Origin of the sequence: Neobacillus muris (assembly GCF_943193175.1) — a bacterium.
GTDB classification, from domain to species: Bacteria; Bacillota; Bacilli; order Bacillales; family Cytobacillaceae; genus Neobacillus; species Neobacillus muris.
On record NZ_CALPDF010000028.1, the window covers coordinates 21,232 to 41,395 of the forward strand.

24 protein-coding genes are annotated in these 20,164 nt (G+C 43.0%); all 24 read left to right on the plus strand.

Annotation, left to right across the window (positions count from 1 at the left end; all coding sequences use genetic code 11):
• Window positions 1-29: 29 nt before the first annotated feature.
• Window positions 30-3,590: a DNA-directed RNA polymerase subunit beta gene (rpoB, locus tag NFS43_RS16630; protein ID WP_251553874.1), complete on the plus strand. Its 3,561-nt coding sequence runs from the start codon at window positions 30-32 to the stop codon at window positions 3,588-3,590.
• 104 nt (window positions 3,591-3,694) lie between these two features.
• Window positions 3,695-7,294, plus strand: coding sequence for a DNA-directed RNA polymerase subunit beta' (gene rpoC, locus NFS43_RS16635; RefSeq protein WP_251553875.1), 3,600 nt, complete (start codon window positions 3,695-3,697; stop codon window positions 7,292-7,294).
• Between the two features lie 153 nt (window positions 7,295-7,447).
• Window positions 7,448-7,696 carry a 50S ribosomal protein L7ae-like protein gene (locus NFS43_RS16640; protein ID WP_251553876.1) on the plus strand — a complete coding sequence of 83 codons (249 nt, stop codon included), beginning with the start codon at window positions 7,448-7,450 and terminating at the stop codon, window positions 7,694-7,696.
• 101 nt (window positions 7,697-7,797) lie between these two features.
• Entirely contained in the window at window positions 7,798-8,220 is a 423-nt protein-coding gene (gene rpsL / locus NFS43_RS16645; RefSeq protein WP_213121087.1) for a 30S ribosomal protein S12, read from the plus strand.
• Between the two features lie 43 nt (window positions 8,221-8,263).
• Window positions 8,264-8,734, plus strand: a complete 471-nt coding sequence (rpsG, locus tag NFS43_RS16650) for a 30S ribosomal protein S7 (RefSeq protein ID WP_251553877.1) — start codon at window positions 8,264-8,266, stop codon at window positions 8,732-8,734.
• 48 nt (window positions 8,735-8,782) lie between these two features.
• Window positions 8,783-10,864 (plus strand): elongation factor G, encoded by a 2,082-nt coding sequence (gene fusA / locus NFS43_RS16655; protein ID WP_251553878.1) that lies wholly within the window; start codon window positions 8,783-8,785, stop codon window positions 10,862-10,864.
• Window positions 10,865-10,986: 122 nt separating this feature from the next.
• On the plus strand, window positions 10,987-12,174 hold the full coding sequence (tuf, locus tag NFS43_RS16660) for an elongation factor Tu (protein WP_251553879.1): 1,188 nt from the start codon (window positions 10,987-10,989) through the stop codon (window positions 12,172-12,174).
• 397 nt (window positions 12,175-12,571) lie between these two features.
• Entirely contained in the window at window positions 12,572-12,880 is a 309-nt protein-coding gene (gene rpsJ / locus NFS43_RS16665; protein ID WP_007085291.1) for a 30S ribosomal protein S10, read from the plus strand.
• 39 nt (window positions 12,881-12,919) lie between these two features.
• Window positions 12,920-13,546: a 50S ribosomal protein L3 gene (rplC, locus tag NFS43_RS16670; RefSeq protein ID WP_251553880.1), complete on the plus strand. Its 627-nt coding sequence runs from the start codon at window positions 12,920-12,922 to the stop codon at window positions 13,544-13,546.
• A 29-nt stretch (window positions 13,547-13,575) separates the two neighbouring features.
• Window positions 13,576-14,199 carry a 50S ribosomal protein L4 gene (gene rplD / locus NFS43_RS16675; RefSeq protein WP_251553881.1) on the plus strand — a complete coding sequence of 208 codons (624 nt, stop codon included), beginning with the start codon at window positions 13,576-13,578 and terminating at the stop codon, window positions 14,197-14,199.
• Window positions 14,199-14,483, plus strand: coding sequence for a 50S ribosomal protein L23 (gene rplW, locus NFS43_RS16680; RefSeq protein WP_042453957.1), 285 nt, complete (start codon window positions 14,199-14,201; stop codon window positions 14,481-14,483). Before rplD ends, rplW begins: the two co-directional genes overlap by 1 nt.
• Before the next feature lie 29 nt (window positions 14,484-14,512).
• Window positions 14,513-15,343: a 50S ribosomal protein L2 gene (rplB, locus tag NFS43_RS16685; RefSeq protein ID WP_251553882.1), complete on the plus strand. Its 831-nt coding sequence runs from the start codon at window positions 14,513-14,515 to the stop codon at window positions 15,341-15,343.
• 60 nt (window positions 15,344-15,403) lie between these two features.
• Window positions 15,404-15,682: a 30S ribosomal protein S19 gene (gene rpsS / locus NFS43_RS16690; protein ID WP_251553883.1), complete on the plus strand. Its 279-nt coding sequence runs from the start codon at window positions 15,404-15,406 to the stop codon at window positions 15,680-15,682.
• A gap of 17 nt (window positions 15,683-15,699) precedes the next feature.
• Entirely contained in the window at window positions 15,700-16,041 is a 342-nt protein-coding gene (gene rplV, locus NFS43_RS16695; protein ID WP_251553884.1) for a 50S ribosomal protein L22, read from the plus strand.
• 3 nt (window positions 16,042-16,044) lie between these two features.
• Window positions 16,045-16,701, plus strand: coding sequence for a 30S ribosomal protein S3 (gene rpsC, locus NFS43_RS16700; RefSeq protein WP_251553885.1), 657 nt, complete (start codon window positions 16,045-16,047; stop codon window positions 16,699-16,701).
• A 2-nt stretch (window positions 16,702-16,703) separates the two neighbouring features.
• Window positions 16,704-17,138: a 50S ribosomal protein L16 gene (gene rplP / locus NFS43_RS16705; RefSeq protein WP_251553886.1), complete on the plus strand. Its 435-nt coding sequence runs from the start codon at window positions 16,704-16,706 to the stop codon at window positions 17,136-17,138.
• A complete protein-coding gene (rpmC, locus tag NFS43_RS16710) occupies window positions 17,128-17,328 on the plus strand; it encodes a 50S ribosomal protein L29 (RefSeq protein WP_042453970.1) in 201 nt (66 codons plus the stop codon). The genes rplP and rpmC overlap by 11 nt, the downstream gene beginning before the upstream one ends.
• A gap of 23 nt (window positions 17,329-17,351) precedes the next feature.
• Complete coding sequence (gene rpsQ, locus NFS43_RS16715) at window positions 17,352-17,615, plus strand: 30S ribosomal protein S17 (RefSeq protein ID WP_251553887.1); 264 nt, start codon at window positions 17,352-17,354, stop codon at window positions 17,613-17,615.
• A gap of 39 nt (window positions 17,616-17,654) precedes the next feature.
• Window positions 17,655-18,023, plus strand: a complete 369-nt coding sequence (rplN, locus tag NFS43_RS16720) for a 50S ribosomal protein L14 (protein ID WP_251553888.1) — start codon at window positions 17,655-17,657, stop codon at window positions 18,021-18,023.
• 41 nt (window positions 18,024-18,064) lie between these two features.
• Window positions 18,065-18,373: a 50S ribosomal protein L24 gene (gene rplX / locus NFS43_RS16725; RefSeq protein WP_251553889.1), complete on the plus strand. Its 309-nt coding sequence runs from the start codon at window positions 18,065-18,067 to the stop codon at window positions 18,371-18,373.
• A gap of 26 nt (window positions 18,374-18,399) precedes the next feature.
• Window positions 18,400-18,939 (plus strand): 50S ribosomal protein L5, encoded by a 540-nt coding sequence (gene rplE / locus NFS43_RS16730; protein WP_251553890.1) that lies wholly within the window; start codon window positions 18,400-18,402, stop codon window positions 18,937-18,939.
• A 24-nt stretch (window positions 18,940-18,963) separates the two neighbouring features.
• Window positions 18,964-19,149 carry a 30S ribosomal protein S14 gene (rpsN, locus tag NFS43_RS16735; protein WP_009499044.1) on the plus strand — a complete coding sequence of 62 codons (186 nt, stop codon included), beginning with the start codon at window positions 18,964-18,966 and terminating at the stop codon, window positions 19,147-19,149.
• A 31-nt stretch (window positions 19,150-19,180) separates the two neighbouring features.
• Entirely contained in the window at window positions 19,181-19,579 is a 399-nt protein-coding gene (rpsH, locus tag NFS43_RS16740; RefSeq protein WP_251553891.1) for a 30S ribosomal protein S8, read from the plus strand.
• Between the two features lie 33 nt (window positions 19,580-19,612).
• Window positions 19,613-20,149 carry a 50S ribosomal protein L6 gene (rplF, locus tag NFS43_RS16745; protein ID WP_251553892.1) on the plus strand — a complete coding sequence of 179 codons (537 nt, stop codon included), beginning with the start codon at window positions 19,613-19,615 and terminating at the stop codon, window positions 20,147-20,149.
• Window positions 20,150-20,164 lie beyond the last annotated feature (15 nt).

Here is a 20,164-nt window from a genome sequence, read left to right on the forward strand (position 1 = left end):
AATAACGCTTGATTTGAGGGGTGAATCAGTTGACAGGTCAACTAGTTCAGTATGGACGACACCGCCAACGTAGGAGTTACGCGCGAATCAGTGAAGTGGTGGAATTACCAAATCTTATCGAAATCCAAACCTCTTCCTATCAATGGTTCTTGGATGAAGGGCTGCGTGAAATGTTTCAGGACATTTCGCCAATTGAAGACTTTACTGGTAACCTATCACTAGAATTTATTGATTACAGCCTTGGCGAGCCAAAGTACTCTGTTGAGGAATCAAAGGAACGGGACGTTACATATTCTGCTCCACTTCGTGTGAAGGTACGTCTTGTAAACAAAGAAACAGGTGAAGTGAAAGACCAAGATGTGTTCATGGGCGATTTCCCGCTTATGACGGAAACAGGCACGTTTGTGATCAATGGTGCAGAACGCGTTATTGTTTCACAGTTAGTGCGCTCACCGAGCGTGTATTTCAATGCAAAAGTTGATAAAAACGGAAAAAAAGGATTTACTGCAACAGTTATCCCGAACCGCGGCGCTTGGCTGGAATATGAAACAGATGCCAAGGATGTCGTCTATGTAAGGATTGATCGTACTCGGAAACTGCCTGTTACGGTTCTTTTGCGTGCACTTGGATTTGGTTCCGATCAAGAGATTATCGATTTGATTGGTGATAATGAGTACATCCGCAATACGCTGGAAAAGGACAATACGGAAGGTGTAGATAAAGCGCTGCTTGAGATCTACGAACGCTTGCGTCCAGGTGAACCTCCAACTGTTGAAAATGCGAAGAATTTGCTGATATCACGTTTCTTCGATCCAAAGCGATATGATTTGGCGAATGTAGGCCGTTATAAAATTAATAAAAAGCTTCATATAAAAAATCGCTTATTTAACCAACGCTTGGCAGAAACGCTGGCAGATCCGGAAACAGGCGAAATTATTGCAGAAAAAGGAACGCTTCTTGATAGAAGAAACCTTGACAGAATTTTGCCGGCTCTTGAGAAAAATATTAACTTCCAAAGCCACAACCCAGTTGGCGGCGTAGTGGAAGAAGAAATTATTTTGCAAGGGATTAAAATCTATGCCCCTGGCGATGAGAATGAAAAAGTAATCAATGTAATGGGCAATGCTTATGTAGCAGAGCCAATTAAAAATATTACACCGGCCGATATTATTGCGTCGATCAGCTACTTCTTCAATTTATTGCATGGAGTAGGAGATACAGATGATATCGACCATTTGGGCAACAGACGTCTTCGTTCTGTTGGTGAATTGCTGCAAAACCAATTCCGTATCGGTTTATCCCGTATGGAGCGTGTGGTTCGTGAAAGAATGTCCATTCAAGATACAGCAACCATTACGCCGCAGCAGTTAATTAATATCCGCCCAGTGATTGCGTCTATTAAAGAGTTCTTTGGAAGCTCTCAGTTATCGCAATTCATGGACCAAACAAACCCGCTTGCTGAATTGACCCATAAGCGTCGTCTATCGGCATTAGGACCAGGGGGATTAACGCGTGAACGTGCCGGAATGGAAGTGCGTGACGTTCACTATTCCCACTATGGCCGTATGTGTCCAATTGAAACACCGGAAGGTCCAAACATTGGTTTGATTAACTCTTTATCCACTTATGCTAAAGTTAACCGGTTTGGATTTATTGAAACTCCATATCGCCGTGTGGACCCGGATACGGGGAAAATCACGGATCGGATTGACTACTTAACAGCTGATGAAGAGGATAACTATGTAGTGGCTCAGGCGAATTCCCGCCTTGGTGAGGACGGCTCCTTCTTGGATGAAGAGGTTGTAGCCCGTTTCCGCGGTGAAAACACAGTGGTTAAACGCGAACGTGTTGACTACATGGACGTTTCACCTAAACAGGTCGTTTCTGCTGCGACAGCTTGTATTCCGTTCCTTGAAAATGATGACTCGAACCGCGCTCTGATGGGTGCGAACATGCAGCGGCAAGCTGTGCCGCTGATGCAGCCGGAAGCACCGCGAGTCGGTACGGGTATGGAATATGTATCCGCAAAAGACTCTGGAGCAGCTGTCATTTGTAAGCATGAAGGTATTGTCGAACATGTAGAAGCCCGTGAAATCTGGGTTCGCCGTGTGAAAGTAATTGACGGCCAAGAAGTAAAAGGTGACCTTGACAAATACCGTTTATTGAAATTTGTCCGCTCAAACCAAGGCATGTGCTATAACCAAAGACCAATCGTTGCCGTTGGCGACCGTGTGGTAAAAGGTGAAGTGCTTGGTGACGGACCATCCATGGAGCTGGGTGAACTTGCATTGGGACGCAACGTCCTTGTTGCCTTCATGACATGGGATGGCTATAACTATGAGGATGCCATCATCATGAGTGAACGCCTGGTTAAAGACGATGTCTATACGTCTATTCATATTGAGGAATATGAATCAGAATCTCGTGATACTAAGCTTGGGCCTGAGGAAATCACCCGTGATATTCCAAATGTCGGAGAAGATGCGCTTCGCAACTTGGATGAGCGCGGCATTATCCGGATTGGCGCTGAAGTAAAAGACGGCGATTTGCTTGTCGGTAAAGTAACGCCAAAAGGGGTTACGGAACTGACGGCTGAAGAACGCCTATTACATGCCATTTTCGGAGAAAAAGCCCGTGAAGTCCGCGATACGTCACTTCGAGTACCGCATGGCGGCGGCGGAATTATCCACGATGTAAAAGTATTTAACCGTGAAGATGGCGATGAACTCCCTCCAGGAGTCAATCAGCTTGTCCGCGTATATATTGTTCAGAAGCGTAAAATCCATCAGGGTGACAAGATGGCGGGACGCCACGGTAACAAAGGGGTTATTTCCCGCATCCTTCCTGAAGAAGACATGCCGTTCCTGCCAGATGGCACACCGGTTGATATTATGTTAAACCCATTAGGGGTACCATCACGGATGAACATCGGACAGGTGCTGGAGCTTCATTTAGGCATGGCTGCACGATACCTCGGCATTCATGTGGCTACACCGGTATTTGACGGAGCCCGTGAAGAAGATGTTTGGGCAACCATCGAGGAAGCCGGAATGGCCCGTGATGCGAAAACCATCCTATATGATGGCCGTACAGGAGAACCATTTGATAACCGCGTGTCTGTCGGTGTCATGTATATGATTAAACTGGCACATATGGTTGATGATAAATTGCATGCTCGTTCTACGGGACCATACTCACTTGTTACACAGCAGCCATTGGGCGGTAAAGCTCAATTCGGCGGACAGCGTTTCGGTGAGATGGAGGTTTGGGCACTGGAGGCTTATGGTGCCGCCTATACACTGCAAGAAATCCTTACAGTGAAATCTGACGATGTCGTAGGACGTGTGAAAACGTACGAAGCGATTGTCAAAGGTGAAAATGTTCCGGAACCAGGTGTTCCTGAGTCATTCAAAGTATTAATCAAAGAACTTCAAAGTCTTGGATTGGATGTGAAGATTCTTTCCGGCGATGAAGAAGAAATAGAAATGCGGGACACTGATGACGATGATGACTTACAGCAAGTTGACACATTGAACATCGTTCCTGAAACACCAAGCTTTGAGTCTGAAAAAGTTGGTTCAAAAGAGTAATTGGTTAATCATCAGCAGCTTGACCCCTTTAATAGTAAGGGGCTGAGCTGCCAACTTGGAGTTTTAAGCGGGTAAAACCTGAGATCAAAAGGGAGGTAGGCCCCTTGTTGGACGTTAATAATTTTGAATTCATGAAGATTGGCCTTGCTTCACCGGATAAAATCCGTTCATGGTCATACGGAGAAGTGAAGAAGCCAGAAACCATCAACTATCGTACCTTAAAGCCTGAGAAAGACGGATTATTCTGTGAAAGAATTTTCGGTCCGACAAAAGATTGGGAGTGCCATTGCGGTAAGTATAAGCGGGTCCGGTATAAAGGCGTGGTGTGTGACCGATGCGGAGTGGAAGTGACTCGTGCCAAAGTCCGCCGTGAACGCATGGGCCATATTGAGCTTGCTGCACCTGTTTCTCACATTTGGTACTTTAAAGGAATTCCAAGCCGAATGGGACTTGTATTAGATATGTCCCCTCGTGCTTTAGAAGAAGTTATTTACTTTGCTTCTTATGTCGTAACGGAATCTGGAGATACGGCTCTAGAAAAGAAACAGCTTTTATCAGAAAAGGAATACCGCACTTATCGTGAGAAGTATGGAAACAAATTCCAGGCATCTATGGGAGCTGAAGCGATTAAGAAATTATTATCTGATATTGATTTAGATAAAGAAGTGGATTCTCTTAAAGAAGAATTAAAAACAGCTCAAGGCCAGCGCCGTACGCGGGCAATTAAGCGCCTTGAAGTATTGGAAGCATTCCGTAATTCAGGAAACGAGCCATCTTGGATGATCCTTGATGTCCTTCCAGTTATCCCTCCTGAACTTCGTCCAATGGTTCAATTGGATGGCGGAAGATTTGCAACCTCCGACCTTAACGATCTATATCGCCGTGTGATCAACCGGAATAACCGGTTAAAGCGCCTATTAGATCTTGGCGCACCAAGCATTATTGTTCAAAACGAAAAGCGGATGCTGCAAGAAGCAGTAGATGCCTTGATTGATAACGGCCGTCGCGGACGTCCTGTTACAGGTCCTGGTAACCGTCCGTTAAAATCCCTTTCCCATATGTTAAAAGGAAAGCAGGGGCGTTTCCGCCAAAACTTGCTTGGTAAGCGGGTTGACTACTCCGGACGTTCTGTTATCGTCGTTGGTCCTAACCTGAAAATGTACCAATGCGGCCTTCCAAAAGAAATGGCACTTGAATTATTCAAGCCGTTTGTTATGAAAGAGCTTGTTGAAAAAGGGTTAGCACATAACATTAAATCTGCCAAACGGAAAATCGAACGGGTATCGCCTGAAGTATGGGATGTCCTTGAAGATGTCATTAAAGAACATCCAGTATTGCTTAACCGGGCCCCTACGCTGCACAGACTGGGGATCCAGGCGTTTGAACCGACACTCGTTGAAGGACGTGCCATTCGTCTTCATCCGCTTGTTTGTACAGCCTACAATGCGGACTTTGATGGCGACCAAATGGCTGTTCACGTACCGCTTTCCGCTGAAGCACAAGCAGAAGCACGTTTGTTAATGCTTGCTGCTCAAAACATCTTGAACCCTAAAGATGGAAAACCGGTTGTTACTCCATCTCAAGACATGGTGTTAGGCAACTATTACTTGACACTTGAAAGAGAAGGGGCAGTTGGTGAAGGGATGGTCTTCAATGATGCAGCGGAAGCTGAACTGGCTTACCAAAATGGCTATGTTCATTTGCACAGCCGTGTCGCTGTTTATGCAGGTTCTCTGGGCAACGAAACATTTACTGAAGAACAGAATAATAAGCTGTTGATCACAACTGTTGGTAAGTTGATTTTCAACCAAATTCTTCCGAAGTCATTCCCTTACATCAATGAACCAACAAAGGATAACTTAGAGGTTAAAACGCCTGAGAAGTACTTTGTGGAAAAAGGCGAAGACATCAAGGCAAAAATTCAGTCGATGCCTTTGATTGATCCATTTAAGAAGAAAATCCTTGGAAACATCATCGCAGAAGTATTTAAACGGTTCAAAATTACAGAAACGTCTAAAATGCTTGACCGGATGAAGGATCTAGGATTTAAATATTCAACTAAAGCGGGCATTACCGTAGGGGTAGCCGACATCGTCGTACTTGGCGAAAAAGAGCAGATTCTCCACGATGCCCAGACGAAGGTTGATAATGTTATGAAACAGTTCCGCCGCGGTTTAATTACCGAGGACGAACGTTATGATCGGGTTATTTCCATTTGGAGTGCGGCGAAGGATACCATTCAAGGAAAGCTGATGAAATCCTTGAATAAAACTAACCCAATCTTTATGATGAGTGACTCTGGTGCCCGTGGTAACGCCTCTAACTTTACCCAGTTAGCAGGTATGCGCGGTTTGATGGCGAACCCAGCCGGACGTATTATCGAGCTCCCAATTAAATCAAGTTTCCGTGAGGGATTAACCGTATTAGAGTACTTTATTTCCACACACGGTGCCCGTAAGGGTCTTGCGGATACAGCTCTTAAAACAGCTGACTCTGGTTATTTAACACGTCGTTTAGTTGACGTGGCCCAGGATGTTATTGTCCGTGAAGATGATTGTGGAACCGACCGCGGCTTTGCTATTCGTGCCTTGAAAGATGGCACTGAAATCATCGAATCGCTGGAAGAGCGGTTGATCGGCCGTTATGCCCGCAACACTATTAAGCATCCTGAAACGAAAGAAATCATCGTGGAAGAAAACGATCTAATTACGGAAGACATCGCGGAGCAAATCGTCGGTGCAGGCATCGAGGAAGTCAAGATCCGCTCTGCGTTTACATGTAATACCCGCCATGGTGTTTGTAAGAAATGTTATGGACGCAACCTGGCAACAGGCCAAGAAGTTGAAGTTGGTGAAGCAGTCGGTATTATTGCTGCTCAATCGATCGGTGAACCTGGTACACAGTTAACTATGCGTACGTTCCATACAGGCGGTGTTGCCGGAGACGACATCACACAAGGTTTACCGCGTATTCAAGAGATTTTTGAAGCACGTAACCCTAAAGGCCAGGCTGTTATTTCAGAAATTGAGGGAACTGTTATTGCCATTAATGAAGGACGTGATCGCCAGCATGAGATTGTCGTTCAAGGCGAGGTGGAATCCCGCACTTACAATGCTCCATATACAGCCCGTCTAAAAGTGGCTGCAGGTGATCAGGTAGAACGCGGCCAGGAATTAACCGAAGGTTCTATCGATCCGAAAGAATTAATCAAAGTAAAAGACGTGAAATCTGTTCAAGAATACCTATTGCGTGAAGTTCAAAAGGTTTACCGCATGCAGGGTGTTGAGATCGGTGACAAGCACGTTGAAGTGATGGTACGGCAAATGCTTCGGAAAGTTCGTGTCAGCGATGCTGGTGAAACAGATGTGCTTCCAGGCACATTGCTTGATATTCACCAATTTACCGATGCCAATGAAAAAGCGCTGCTTTCAGGTAAAATGCCTGCTACCGGACGTCCGGTATTGCTTGGTATTACCAAGGCATCCCTTGAGACAGATTCGTTCCTTTCTGCCGCATCGTTCCAAGAAACAACAAGAGTTCTTACCGATGCAGCGATCAAAGGCAAACGTGATGAATTACTCGGCTTGAAAGAAAATGTCATCATTGGTAAGCTAGTGCCTGCCGGAACAGGCATGCAGCGTTATCGCAAGGCAGAACCAGTCTTAAGAGACACAACGTCTGAAGAGCCAATTACTGTGGAATAAAACATCATGCGGTGCCAGTAGATTCTGGCACCGCGTTTTTAAAGACTTCTTGTCGATAACAAAAAAAGTAAAAAAATATTTGACATATATTTTAGAAGATGATACTATATCAAAGGTGCTCCTATACATTTGATACTTTGGAGGAAATGAAACATGTCTTATGAAAAAGTATTAAAGGCAAATGAAGTAATTATAGGAACAAAACAAACAGTGAAAGCACTGAGAGAAGGAATTGTAAAAGAGCTAGTCGTTGCGAAGGATGCTGAGCCTAGAGTGATTGAGAAAGCACTAAACGAAGCTCTTGAACATAATATTCCTATCCAATATTGCGATTCAATGAAACGATTAGGAAAAGCATGTGGAATAGAAGTTGGTGCAGCAGCTGTTGCTATTATCCGTTAAAAACTGTTTTTGCAGTAGAATAGTCTGCAAAAACTTTGTTTTTGCAAAAAAATGAACCACCTGGATGTGTGGGTCTACAAATCATGAAGGGAGGAAAAATCATGCCTACAATTAACCAATTAGTGCGCAAGCCTCGTCAATCAACGACTGAGAAATCAAAATCTCCTGCGCTAAATAAAGGTTATAACAGCTTTAAAAAATCTCAAACAAATGTATCTTCACCACAAAAACGCGGGGTATGTACTCGTGTTGGTACAATGACTCCTAAAAAACCAAACTCAGCGCTGCGTAAATATGCTCGTGTGCGTTTGACAAATGGTATTGAGGTGACTGCATACATTCCTGGTATCGGCCATAACCTTCAAGAGCACAGTGTTGTTCTTATCCGCGGCGGCCGTGTAAAAGACTTACCAGGGGTACGTTATCACATCGTTCGTGGTGCGCTTGATACTGCAGGTGTTAACAACCGTATGCAAGGCCGTTCTAAATACGGTACTAAGCGTCCAAAAGCAGCAAAAAAATAATTAACTAATTTAGCATATAGCTTCTTTGAAAGGAGGAAACAAAATGCCACGTAAAGGTCCTGTAGCAAAAAGAGATGTATTGCCAGATCCGCTTTACAATTCTAAACTAGTTACCCGCCTAATCAACAAAATGATGGTTGATGGCAAAAGAGGTAAGTCACAAGCTATTCTTTACTCAGCTTTCGATATTATTCGTGAACGTACTGGCAAAGAACCAATGGAAGTGTTCGAAGCAGCACTTAAAAACATTATGCCAGTTCTTGAAGTTAGAGCACGCCGTGTAGGGGGTGCCAACTACCAAGTACCAGTTGAGGTGCGTCCTGACCGCCGTACAACTCTTGGTCTTCGCTGGTTAGTAAACTATTCTCGTCTTCGCGGTGAAAAAACCATGGAAGAGCGTTTAGCTAACGAAATCATGGATGCAGCTAACAACACAGGCGCATCTGTTAAGAAGCGTGAAGATACACACAAAATGGCAGAAGCAAACAAAGCGTTTGCTCACTATCGTTGGTAATATAATCTTCAAACTAAAATCTTTCATACTAGGAAGGAGAAAAACCCAATGGCAAGAGAGTTCTCCTTAGAAAACACTCGCAATATCGGGATCATGGCACACATTGATGCCGGTAAAACGACGACCACTGAACGGGTACTTTATTACACTGGTAAAATTCATAAAATCGGTGAAACTCATGAAGGCGCGTCTCAGATGGACTGGATGGAGCAAGAGCAAGAGCGCGGAATTACCATCACTTCCGCTGCAACAACAGCACAATGGAAAGGCCACCGTGTAAACATCATCGACACCCCAGGACACGTAGACTTCACAGTTGAAGTTGAACGTTCTCTTCGTGTGTTAGATGGTGCGGTTGCTGTACTTGACGCACAGTCAGGTGTTGAGCCTCAGACTGAAACAGTTTGGCGCCAAGCAACAACTTACGGCGTACCTCGTATCGTGTTCGTTAACAAGATGGACAAAATCGGTGCAGACTTCTTGTATTCTGTAAAAACAATCCATGACCGTCTGCAGGCAAATGCACATGCAATTCAGCTGCCAATCGGCGCTGAAGATCAGTTTGAGGCCATCATTGATTTAGTAGAAATGAAAGCTTATTTCTACACCAATGACCTTGGCACTGATATCGAAGTAAAAGAAATTCCCGAAGAGTACCGTGCGCAAGCTGACGAATACCATGAAAAATTGGTTGAAGCAGTAGCAGAGCTTGATGAAGAATTGATGGAGAAGTATCTTGGCGGAGAGGAAATCTCTGTGGATGAGCTAAAAGCAGCTATCCGTAAAGGTACTGTTAACGTTGAATTCTATCCTGTTATCTGCGGTTCTGCATTTAAAAACAAAGGTGTTCAGCTAATGCTGGATGCAGTCATCGACTATCTTCCATCTCCACTGGATGTACCAGCTATTAAAGGTCATGCAGTTGATGATGAGGATGAAGTTCTTGAGCGTCATTCAAGTGACGACGAGCCGTTCTCAGCTCTTGCATTCAAAGTTATGACTGACCCTTATGTTGGTAAATTAACATTCTTCCGTGTTTACTCTGGTACATTAGAGTCTGGATCCTATGTCCAAAACTCTACTAAAGGCAAGCGTGAACGTATCGGTCGTATTCTGCAAATGCACGCAAACCATCGCCAGGAAATCTCTAAGGTTTATGCTGGTGACATTGCTGCAGCTGTAGGTTTAAAAGATACAACTACAGGCGACACTCTATGTGATGACAAAAATCCTGTTATTCTTGAGTCCATGCAATTCCCTGAGCCTGTAATCGAGCTTTCTGTTGAGCCGAAATCAAAAGCAGACCAAGATAAAATGACAACTGCTTTGCAAAAGCTTCAAGAGGAAGACCCAACTTTCCGCGCACATACAAATCCAGAAACTGGACAAACCATCATCGCTGGTATGGGTGAGCTTCACCTTGATATCATCGTTGACCGTATGAAGCGTGAATTCAAAGTGGAAGCTAACGTAGGTGCTCCACAAGTAGCATACCGTGAAACTTTCCGTGCTTCTGCACAAGTTGAAGGTAAGTTTGCCCGCCAATCTGGCGGCCGTGGACAATACGGACACGTTTGGATTGAGTTCTCACCAAACGAAGAAGGTAAAGGCTTTGAATTTGAAAATGGTATCGTTGGTGGTGTTGTTCCTCGTGAATACATCCCTGCTGTTGAGGCTGGTTTGAAAGACGCTCTTGAGCGTGGTGTTCTTGCTGGTTACCCAATGGTAGATATCAAGGCAAGATTGTTCGACGGATCTTATCACGACGTTGACTCCTCTGAAATGGCGTTTAAGATTGCTGCTTCATTAGCACTTAAAAATGCTGCTTCTAAGTGTCAGCCAGTTATCCTTGAGCCGGTTATGAGAGTAGAAGTAGTTATCCCTGAAGAATATCTTGGTGATATCATGGGACAAATTACTGCACGCCGTGGCCGCGTTGAAGGTATGGAAGCTCGTGGTAATGCTCAAGTAGTTCGTTCAATGGTTCCACTTTCAGAAATGTTTGGTTATGCAACAGCACTTCGTTCTAGCACTCAAGGCCGTGGAGTATTCTCCATGCACTTTGACCACTATGAAGAAGTTCCAAAATCCATTTCTGAAGAAATTATCAAAAAAAATAAAGGCGAATAATTGATTTTCGCCTTTCTATCGAGTATAACTACTTATGTATTAATGGAAGCTGCTATTTTTGAGTAGCAGTTTCCACTAAAAATATACTTATTAATTTTATAATCCAAAGGAGGATTTTCCAAATGGCAAAAGCTAAATTCGACCGCTCTAAGCCACACGTTAACATTGGTACAATTGGTCACGTTGACCACGGTAAAACAACTTTAACAGCTGCAATCACTTCTGTTCTTGCTAAGCAAGGTAAAGCAGAAGCTCGTGCATACGATCAGATTGATGGTGCTCCAGAAGAAAGAGAGCGTGGTATCACAATCTCTACTGCACACGTTGAGTATGAAACTGATGCACGTCACTATGCACACGTTGACTGCCCAGGACACGCTGACTATGTTAAAAACATGATCACTGGTGCTGCGCAAATGGACGGCGGTATCCTTGTAGTATCTGCTGCTGACGGCCCAATGCCACAAACTCGTGAGCACATCCTTCTTTCTCGTCAGGTAGGCGTTCCTTACCTTGTTGTATTCATGAACAAATGTGACATGGTAGACGACGAAGAATTACTTGAATTAGTAGAAATGGAAGTACGTGACCTTCTTTCTGAGTATGACTTCCCTGGTGATGATGTACCAGTTATCAAAGGTTCTGCTCTTAAAGCATTAGAAGGCGACGCTGCTTGGGAAGAAAAAATCATTGAATTAATGGATGCTGTTGACAGCTATATCCCAACTCCAACTCGTGACACTGACAAGCCATTCATGATGCCTGTTGAGGACGTATTCTCAATCACTGGCCGTGGTACAGTTGCTACTGGTCGTGTAGAGCGTGGACAAGTTCGTGTTGGTGACGTTGTTGAAATCGTTGGTTTCACTGAAGAGCCAAAATCTACAACTGTAACAGGTGTAGAAATGTTCCGTAAGCTTCTTGACTTTGCTGAAGCTGGTGACAACATCGGTGCCCTTCTTCGTGGTGTATCACGTGATGAAGTAGAACGCGGACAAGTTTTGGCTAAGCCAAAAACTATTAACCCACACACTTCTTTCAAAGCGCAAGTTTACGTATTGTCTAAAGAAGAAGGTGGACGTCATACTCCATTCTTCTCTAACTATCGTCCACAATTCTATTTCCGTACTTCTGATATCACTGGAATCATTACTCTTCCAGAAGGTACTGAAATGGTAATGCCTGGCGATAACACTGAAATGACTGTTGAACTAATCGCTCCAGTCGCTATCGAAGAAGGAACTAAGTTCTCAATTCGTGAAGGCGGACGTACAGTTGGTTCAGGTTCAATCACAACTGTTATTAAGTAATAAAGGAACAAAAAGCAGATGGATTTAAATCCACCTGCTTTTTTTTATGCGAACATTTATAAGGAATGGAAATCGTTTTATCGAGTTTCTTCTATATAATATAGAAGAAATAAATTAGAATGTCCGGCAAATAAAATAGGATATTACTGGAGAATGAATAACCCTATTGAAATTGGGGAAATGAGCCGCTATAATAGTAAAAGTGCGATGGCGCATAAGAATGCAATATTCTTGTTGCATTTACCTAAAGATTTATGTATAATAGACAATGTTGGTCTTTGACTGCGATGATGTGGGAGGTTGCTGACACACCCGGCCGCTTTGCCATGGCGCGTGTGTAAGGATATTTCCACAGAGTATGTCTATTTTAAAAATAGGCGATAAAGGAGGGAAAATAATGGCAAAACAAAAAATTCGTATCCGTTTAAAAGCTTATGATCACAGAATTCTTGATCAATCAGCAGAAAAAATCGTTGAAACAGCAAAACGTTCAGGTGCGGCTGTATCCGGTCCAATTCCGCTTCCAACTGAAAAATCTGTTTACACGATTCTTCGTGCGGTTCACAAGTACAAAGATTCTCGTGAGCAATTTGAAATGCGGACACATAAGCGTCTAATCGACATTGTAAACCCAACTCCACAAACAGTTGATGCGTTAATGCGATTAGATTTACCATCTGGTGTAGATATCGAAATTAAACTTTAATCAAAATAAACAATTTAAACCACAGGAGGTGTGACTTACATGACCAAAGGAATCTTAGGAAGAAAGATTGGTATGACTCAAGTATTTGCAGAGAACGGCAATTTAATCCCGGTAACTGTTGTTGAGGTAGCTCCAAACGTTGTTCTTCAAAAGAAATCAGTTGAAACTGATGGCTACAACGCTGTTCAAGTTGGTTTCGAAGACAAACGTGAAAAGTTAGCTAACAAGCCAGAAAAAGGGCATGCAGCTAAAGCAAATACTGCTCCTAAGCGCTTCGTTCGCGAATTCCGCGAAGATGACTTAGCAGGCTATGAAGTTGGTCAAGAAGTCAAAGTTGATATTTTCGCTGCAGGCGATGTAGTAGATGTAACAGGAATCTCAAAGGGTAAAGGTTTCCAAGGCTCAATCAAGCGCCACGGACAATCACGCGGCCCAATGGCTCACGGTTCTCGTTATCATCGTCGTCCTGGTTCGATGGGACCTGTTGCTCCAAACCGTGTATTCAAAGGTAAATTATTACCTGGACGTATGGGTGGAGAACAAGTTACTGTGCAAAACCTTGAGATTGTTAAAGTTGATGCAGAGCGCAACTTGCTTTTAATCAAAGGTAACGTACCAGGAGCTAAAAAAGCATTATTAAAAATCCAAAGTGCGGTTAAAGCATAAGTACTACTTGAGAAAGGAGGAACAATAGAATGCCTAAAGTAGCATTATTAAACCAAACTGGTTCACAAGTTGGAGAAGTTGAACTTAATGATTCAGTTTTTGGTATTGAGCCTAACCAACACGTACTATTTGAAGCCATCATTATGCAGCGTGCTTCATTACGTCAAGGTACTCACAGTGTAAAAAATCGTTCTGAAGTAAGCGGCGGTGGTAAAAAACCATGGCGTCAAAAAGGAACTGGACGTGCTCGTCAAGGTTCGATCCGTTCACCACAATGGCGCGGGGGCGGCACTGTATTCGGTCCTACACCACGCAGCTACAGCTATAAATTACCTAAGAAGGTTCGTCGTTTAGCGATTAAATCTGCGCTTTCTTCTAAAGTATTGGAAGAAAACATCTTAGTATTAGAAAGCCTAAACGTAGAAACTCCTAAAACAAAAGACTTCAAAGCTGTTTTAAATGGTCTTTCTGTTGAGAAAAAAGCATTAATCGTTACTGCAGACCTAGATGAGAACGTAGCATTATCTGCTCGCAACATCCCTGGTGTAACGGTTGTAACTGCTGATGGAATCAACGTATTAGACGTTGTAAATCATGATAAATTGATCATGACTAAAGCAGCGGTTGAAAAAGTAGAGGAGGTGCTTGCATAATGGATGCACGCGATATCATTAAGCGCCCCGTTATCACTGAACGTTCTACTGACCTAATTGCTGAAAAGAAATATACTTTTGAAGTAGATGTGAGAGCTAACAAAACTCAAGTTAAAGATGCTGTAGAAGAAATCTTCGGCGTTGATGTTGAGAAAGTTAACATCATGAACTACAAAGGTAAATTCAAGCGTATGGGCAAATTCGGCGGATACACTAACAAGCGTCGTAAAGCAATCGTTAAATTAACAGCTGACAGCAAAGAAATTGAATTCTTTGAAAGCTAAAAACTAACAAAGAAGAGGAGGGAAATAAAATGGCGATTAAAAAGTACAAACCTACCTCCAATGGTCGTCGTGGAATGACAGTTTCTGATTTCGCTGAAATCACAACTAGCACTCCTGAGAAATCTCTATTAGCTCCACTAAAGAGCAAAGGCGGCCGTAATAACCAAGGTAAGTTAACTGTTCGTCATCAAGGTGGCGGCCATAAGCGTCAATATCGGATCATCGATTTCAAACGTACAAAAGATGGCATTCCAGGACGCGTTGCCACTATCGAATACGATCCAAACCGTTCTGCAAATATTGCATTGATCAATTACGCAGATGGAGAAAAGCGTTATATCTTAGCTCCAAAAAATTTAGAAGTTGGAATGACTGTTATGTCTGGCCCTGAGGCTGACATTAAAGTGGGTAATGCATTACCGCTTGCAAACATTCCGGTTGGTTCTGTAGTACACAATATTGAGTTGAAACCAGGTAAAGGCGGCCAATTGGTACGTTCTGCTGGAACAAGTGCACAAGTGCTTGGTAAAGAAGGCAAATACGTATTAGTTCGTTTAACTTCTGGTGAAACTCGTTATATCCTTTCTGAGTGCCGTGCTTCAATTGGTCAAGTAGGAAACGAACAACACGAGCTTATCAATATTGGTAAAGCTGGTCGTTCACGCTGGTTAGGCAAACGCCCAACAGTCCGCGGTTCTGTTATGAACCCTAACGATCACCCACACGGTGGTGGTGAAGGCCGCGCTCCTATCGGACGTAAATCACCAATGTCACCATGGGGTAAACCAACTCTTGGTTACAAAACTCGTAAGAAGAAAAACAAATCAGATAAACTTATCGTTAACCGTCGTAAAAAATAACGGGATTGTACTACGGTTCGTGACTAGAGCCGTAGAGCAATCACGAAGGGAGGTTCCTTCATGGGTCGCAGCTTAAAAAAAGGACCATTTGTTGATGATCACTTAATGGTAAAAGTCGAAAAATTAAATGAGACTGATAAAAAACAAGTTATTAAAACTTGGTCACGCCGTTCTACGATCTTCCCACAATTTATCGGTCATACAATTGCCGTATATGACGGCCGTAAACATGTGCCTGTTTATGTTACGGAAGACATGGTAGGCCACAAGTTAGGAGAATTCGCTCCAACTCGTACCTACAAAGGTCATGCCGCTGATGATAAGAAAACAAGACGCTAAGAGAGGAGGGCATCCAAATGCAAGCAAAAGCTGTTGCAAGAACAGTCCGAATTGCTCCTCGTAAAGCACGCTTAGTCGTTGATTTAATTCGAGGAAAGCAAGTTGGTGAAGCGGTGGCGATTTTAAATCTCACTCCTAAGGCTGCTTCTCCAATCGTTGAAAAAGTATTAAAATCTGCTATGGCAAACGCTGAGCACAACTACGAAATGGACGTTAACAACCTAGTTGTTTCTCAAGCATTCGTTGACGAAGGTCCGACATTGAAACGCTTCCGTCCACGCGCTATGGGCCGTGCAAGCCAAATTAACAAACGTACTAGCCACATTACTATCGTACTATCAGAGAAGAAGGAGGGATAATCTGTGGGTCAAAAAGTAAATCCAGTCGGTCTGCGTATTGGAATCATTCGTGATTGGGAGTCTAAATGGTATGCAGGTAAAGACTTTGCTGATCTTTTACACGAAGATATTAAAGTTCGTGAATATATCACGAAGCGTTTAAAAGATGCTTCTGTTTCTAAAGTTGAAATCGAACGTGCAGCAAACCGCGTGAACGTTACGATCCATACTGCTAAGCCTGGTATGGTTATCGGTAAAGGCGGCACAGAAGTTGAAGCACTTCGTAAAGCATTAAATCAATTAACTGGCAAGCGAGTTCATATCAACATCCTTGAAATCAAGAGAGCTGATATCGATGCGAAATTGGTTGCAGAAAACATTGCTCGTCAATTAGAAAACCGCGCATCCTTCCGTCGTGCACAAAAGCAAGCGATCCAGCGTGCAATGCGTGCAGGCGCAAAGGGTATCAAAACACAGGTATCTGGTCGTCTTGGCGGTGCAGATATCGCTCGTGCTGAACACTATAGCGAAGGAACTGTTCCACTTCATACACTTCGCGCTGATATCGACTATGCTACAGCTGAAGCTGACACTACCTATGGTAAGCTTGGTATTAAAGTATGGATCTATCGTGGAGAGGTCCTTCCTACTAAGAAGAAAACTGAGGAAGGAGGCAAATAATCATGTTATTGCCAAAACGCGTTAAATATCGCCGTCAACACCGTGGTAACATGCGCGGTAATGCAAAAGGCGGAACGGAAGTATCTTTCGGTGAATTCGGCCTGCAAGCATTAGAAGCTTCTTGGATCACTAACCGTCAAATTGAAGCAGCCCGTATTGCCATGACACGTTACATGAAACGTGGCGGTAAAGTATGGATTAAAATCTTCCCTCATAAGCCTTACACTGCTAAGCCTCTAGAAGTTCGGATGGGTTCCGGTAAAGGTGCTCCAGAAGGATGGGTAGCTGTTGTGAAGCCTGGGAAAATTATGTTCGAAATTGCTGGCGTTTCTGAAGAAATCGCTCGTGAAGCACTTCGACTTGCATCACACAAACTTCCAGTAAAATGTAAGTTTGTAAAACGTGAAGAAATTGGTGGTGAATCAAATGAAAGCTAATGAAATTCGTGACCTTACCACTGCTGAAATTGAACAAAAAGTAAAATCTCTTAAAGAAGAGCTTTTCAACCTTCGCTTTCAATTGGCGACTGGACAACTTGAAAATACTGCCCGCATTCGTGAAGTTCGCAAATCGATTGCCCGCATGAAAACTGTTGTTCGTGAAAGAGAAATCAGTTTTAACAAGTGATCAATGAGAGGAGGTTCACGTTGATGAGTGAACGCAACCAGCGCAAGGTTTACACTGGACGTGTGGTTTCTGACAAAATGGATAAAACCATTACTGTTCTTGTCGAAACTTACAAAAAACATCCACTTTACGGTAAACGCGTTAAGTACTCTAAAAAATTCAAAGCTCATGATGAGCAAAACCAGGCAAAAATCGGCGATATCGTTCGTATCATGGAAACTCGCCCGCTTTCAGCTACTAAACGCTTCCGTTTAGTTGAAGTTGTAGAAAAAGCAGTTATTATTTAATGGTTCGGATTAGTTTCATTCCGAAGGGAGGTTACACACATGATTCAACAAGAATCACGTTTGAAAGTTGCTGACAACTCTGGTGCTCGTGAAGTACTTGCAATTAAAGTTCTTGGTGGTTCAGGCCGCAAGACCGCTAATATCGGAGATATTATCGTTTGTGCAGTAAAACAAGCAACACCAGGTGGCGTTGTTAAAAAAGGCGATGTTGTTAAAGCTGTTGTTGTACGGACAAAGAGCGGTGTTCGCCGCCCAGACGGTTCCTACATTCGTTTTGATGAAAACGCATGTGTCATAATCAGAGAAGATAAGAGCCCTCGTGGAACACGTATCTTCGGACCTGTTGCCCGCGAACTTCGCGATAACAACTTTATGAAAATTGTTTCTCTAGCTCCAGAAGTACTATAATATCTTTTAATCCAATTGGCCTTTAAGGAGGTGCTTTAAGGATGCATGTAAAAAAAGGTGATAAAGTCAGAGTGATCTCTGGCAAGGATAAAGGCAAAACAGGCGTAATCCTGGCTGCATATCCGAAAGATAACCGTGTTGTTGTTGAGGGTGTGAACATTGTAAAGAAGCACTCAAAACCTTCACAATTGAATCCACAAGGCGGTATTGTCAGCTTTGAGGCTCCAATCCATGTATCTAATGTTATGCCTATCGATCCAAAAACCGGCAACCCAACTCGGGTAGGATACCAAACGGTTGATGGCAAAAAAGTGCGCGTAGCAAAATCCGGTGAAGTTTTAGATAAATAGTTCAAAAAAGAAGGGAGGTACACTAAATGAACCGCCTAAAAGAAAAATATGTTAAAGAAATTAGCCCTGCTCTTATGAGCAAGTTCAGTTATAAATCTGTTATGCAGGTTCCTAAAATTGAAAAAATTGTTATCAACATGGGTGTTGGTGACGCAGTTCAAAACGCAAAAGCATTGGATAATGCAGTTGAAGAACTAGCATTGATCACTGGTCAAAAGCCAGTTGTCACTCGTGCGAAAAAATCTATCGCTGGTTTCCGTCTTCGTGAAGGTATGCCTATCGGCGCAAAAGTTACTCTTCGCGGTGAGCGTATGTATCAATTCTTGGACAAATTAGTTTCTGTATCTTTACCTCGTGTACGTGACTTCCGTGGTGTTTCTAAAAAAGCATTTGATGGTCGCGGCAACTATACTTTAGGTATTAAAGAACAGCTAATCTTCCCTGAAATTGATTACGATAAAGTCAGCAAAGTACGCGGTATGGACATCGTAATTGTTACTACTGCAAATACTGATGAAGAGGCTCGTGAATTATTAACTCAAATCGGAATGCCATTCCAAAAGTAATCGCTAAATAAGGGAGGCGAAAACGTGGCTAAAAAGTCAATGATTGCGAAACAAAAACGCACGCCTAAATACAAAGTACAAGAGTATACTCGCTGCGAACGCTGCGGACGTCCACACTCTGTATACCGTAAATTTAAGCTTTGCCGTATTTGTTTCCGTGAATTAGCATACAAAGGACAAATTCCTGGTGTTAAAAAAGCTAGCTGGTAAAAACTAGAGCTTGTGGAAGGAGGTAAAAATAATGGTCATGACAGATCCAATTGCTGATTTGCTTACTCGCATTCGTAATGCGAATATGGTACGTCACGAAAAATTAGAAGTGCCTGCTTCTAATATCAAAAAGGAAATCGCTGAAATCTTAAAGCGTGAAGGTTTCGTGCGTGACGTTGAATATATCGAAGATAATAAACAAGGTATTATCCGTATCTTCTTAAAATACGGTGCAAATAATGAACGTGTTATCACTGGTCTTAAACGCATAAGCAAGCCTGGTCTTCGTGTTTACGCAAAATCTGACGAGGTGCCAAAGGTTCTTAACGGACTTGGTATTGCATTAGTTTCAACATCTCAAGGTGTTTTGACAGATAAAGAGGCTCGTGCAAAACAAATCGGTGGAGAAGTACTAGCTTACGTTTGGTAATCAAGTTTTTCAATGAATGGAGGTGCTACTTAAATGTCTCGCGTAGGAAAAAAACCTATTGAAATTCCAGCAGGAGTTACAGTTACTGTTAACAACAGCACAGTTTCTGTTAAAGGACCAAAAGGCGAACTTACTCGTTCTTTTAATCCTGACATCACAATTAACATAGAAGAGAACGAAGTAACGGTTACTCGTCCTTCTGACGCAAAAGAACACCGCGCATTACACGGAACAACTCGTGCCGTGATTGCCAACATGGTTGAAGGTGTTTCTAAAGGCTTTGAAAAAAGACTTGAGTTAATCGGGGTTGGTTACCGTGCGCAAAAACAAGGTAACAAACTAGTATTAAACGTAGGTTACTCTCACCCAGTTGAGATCGAGCCTGAAACAGGTCTTGAAATCGAAGTTCCAGCCAATACAAAGATTACGGTAAAAGGCACGGATAAAGAACGTGTTGGCGCATTAGCAGCCAATATCCGCGGAGTCCGTCCTCCAGAGCCATATAAAGGCAAAGGAATCCGTTACGAAGGTGAATATGTTCGCCGTAAAGAAGGTAAAACTGGTAAGTAATGCCGCGTAGGTAAA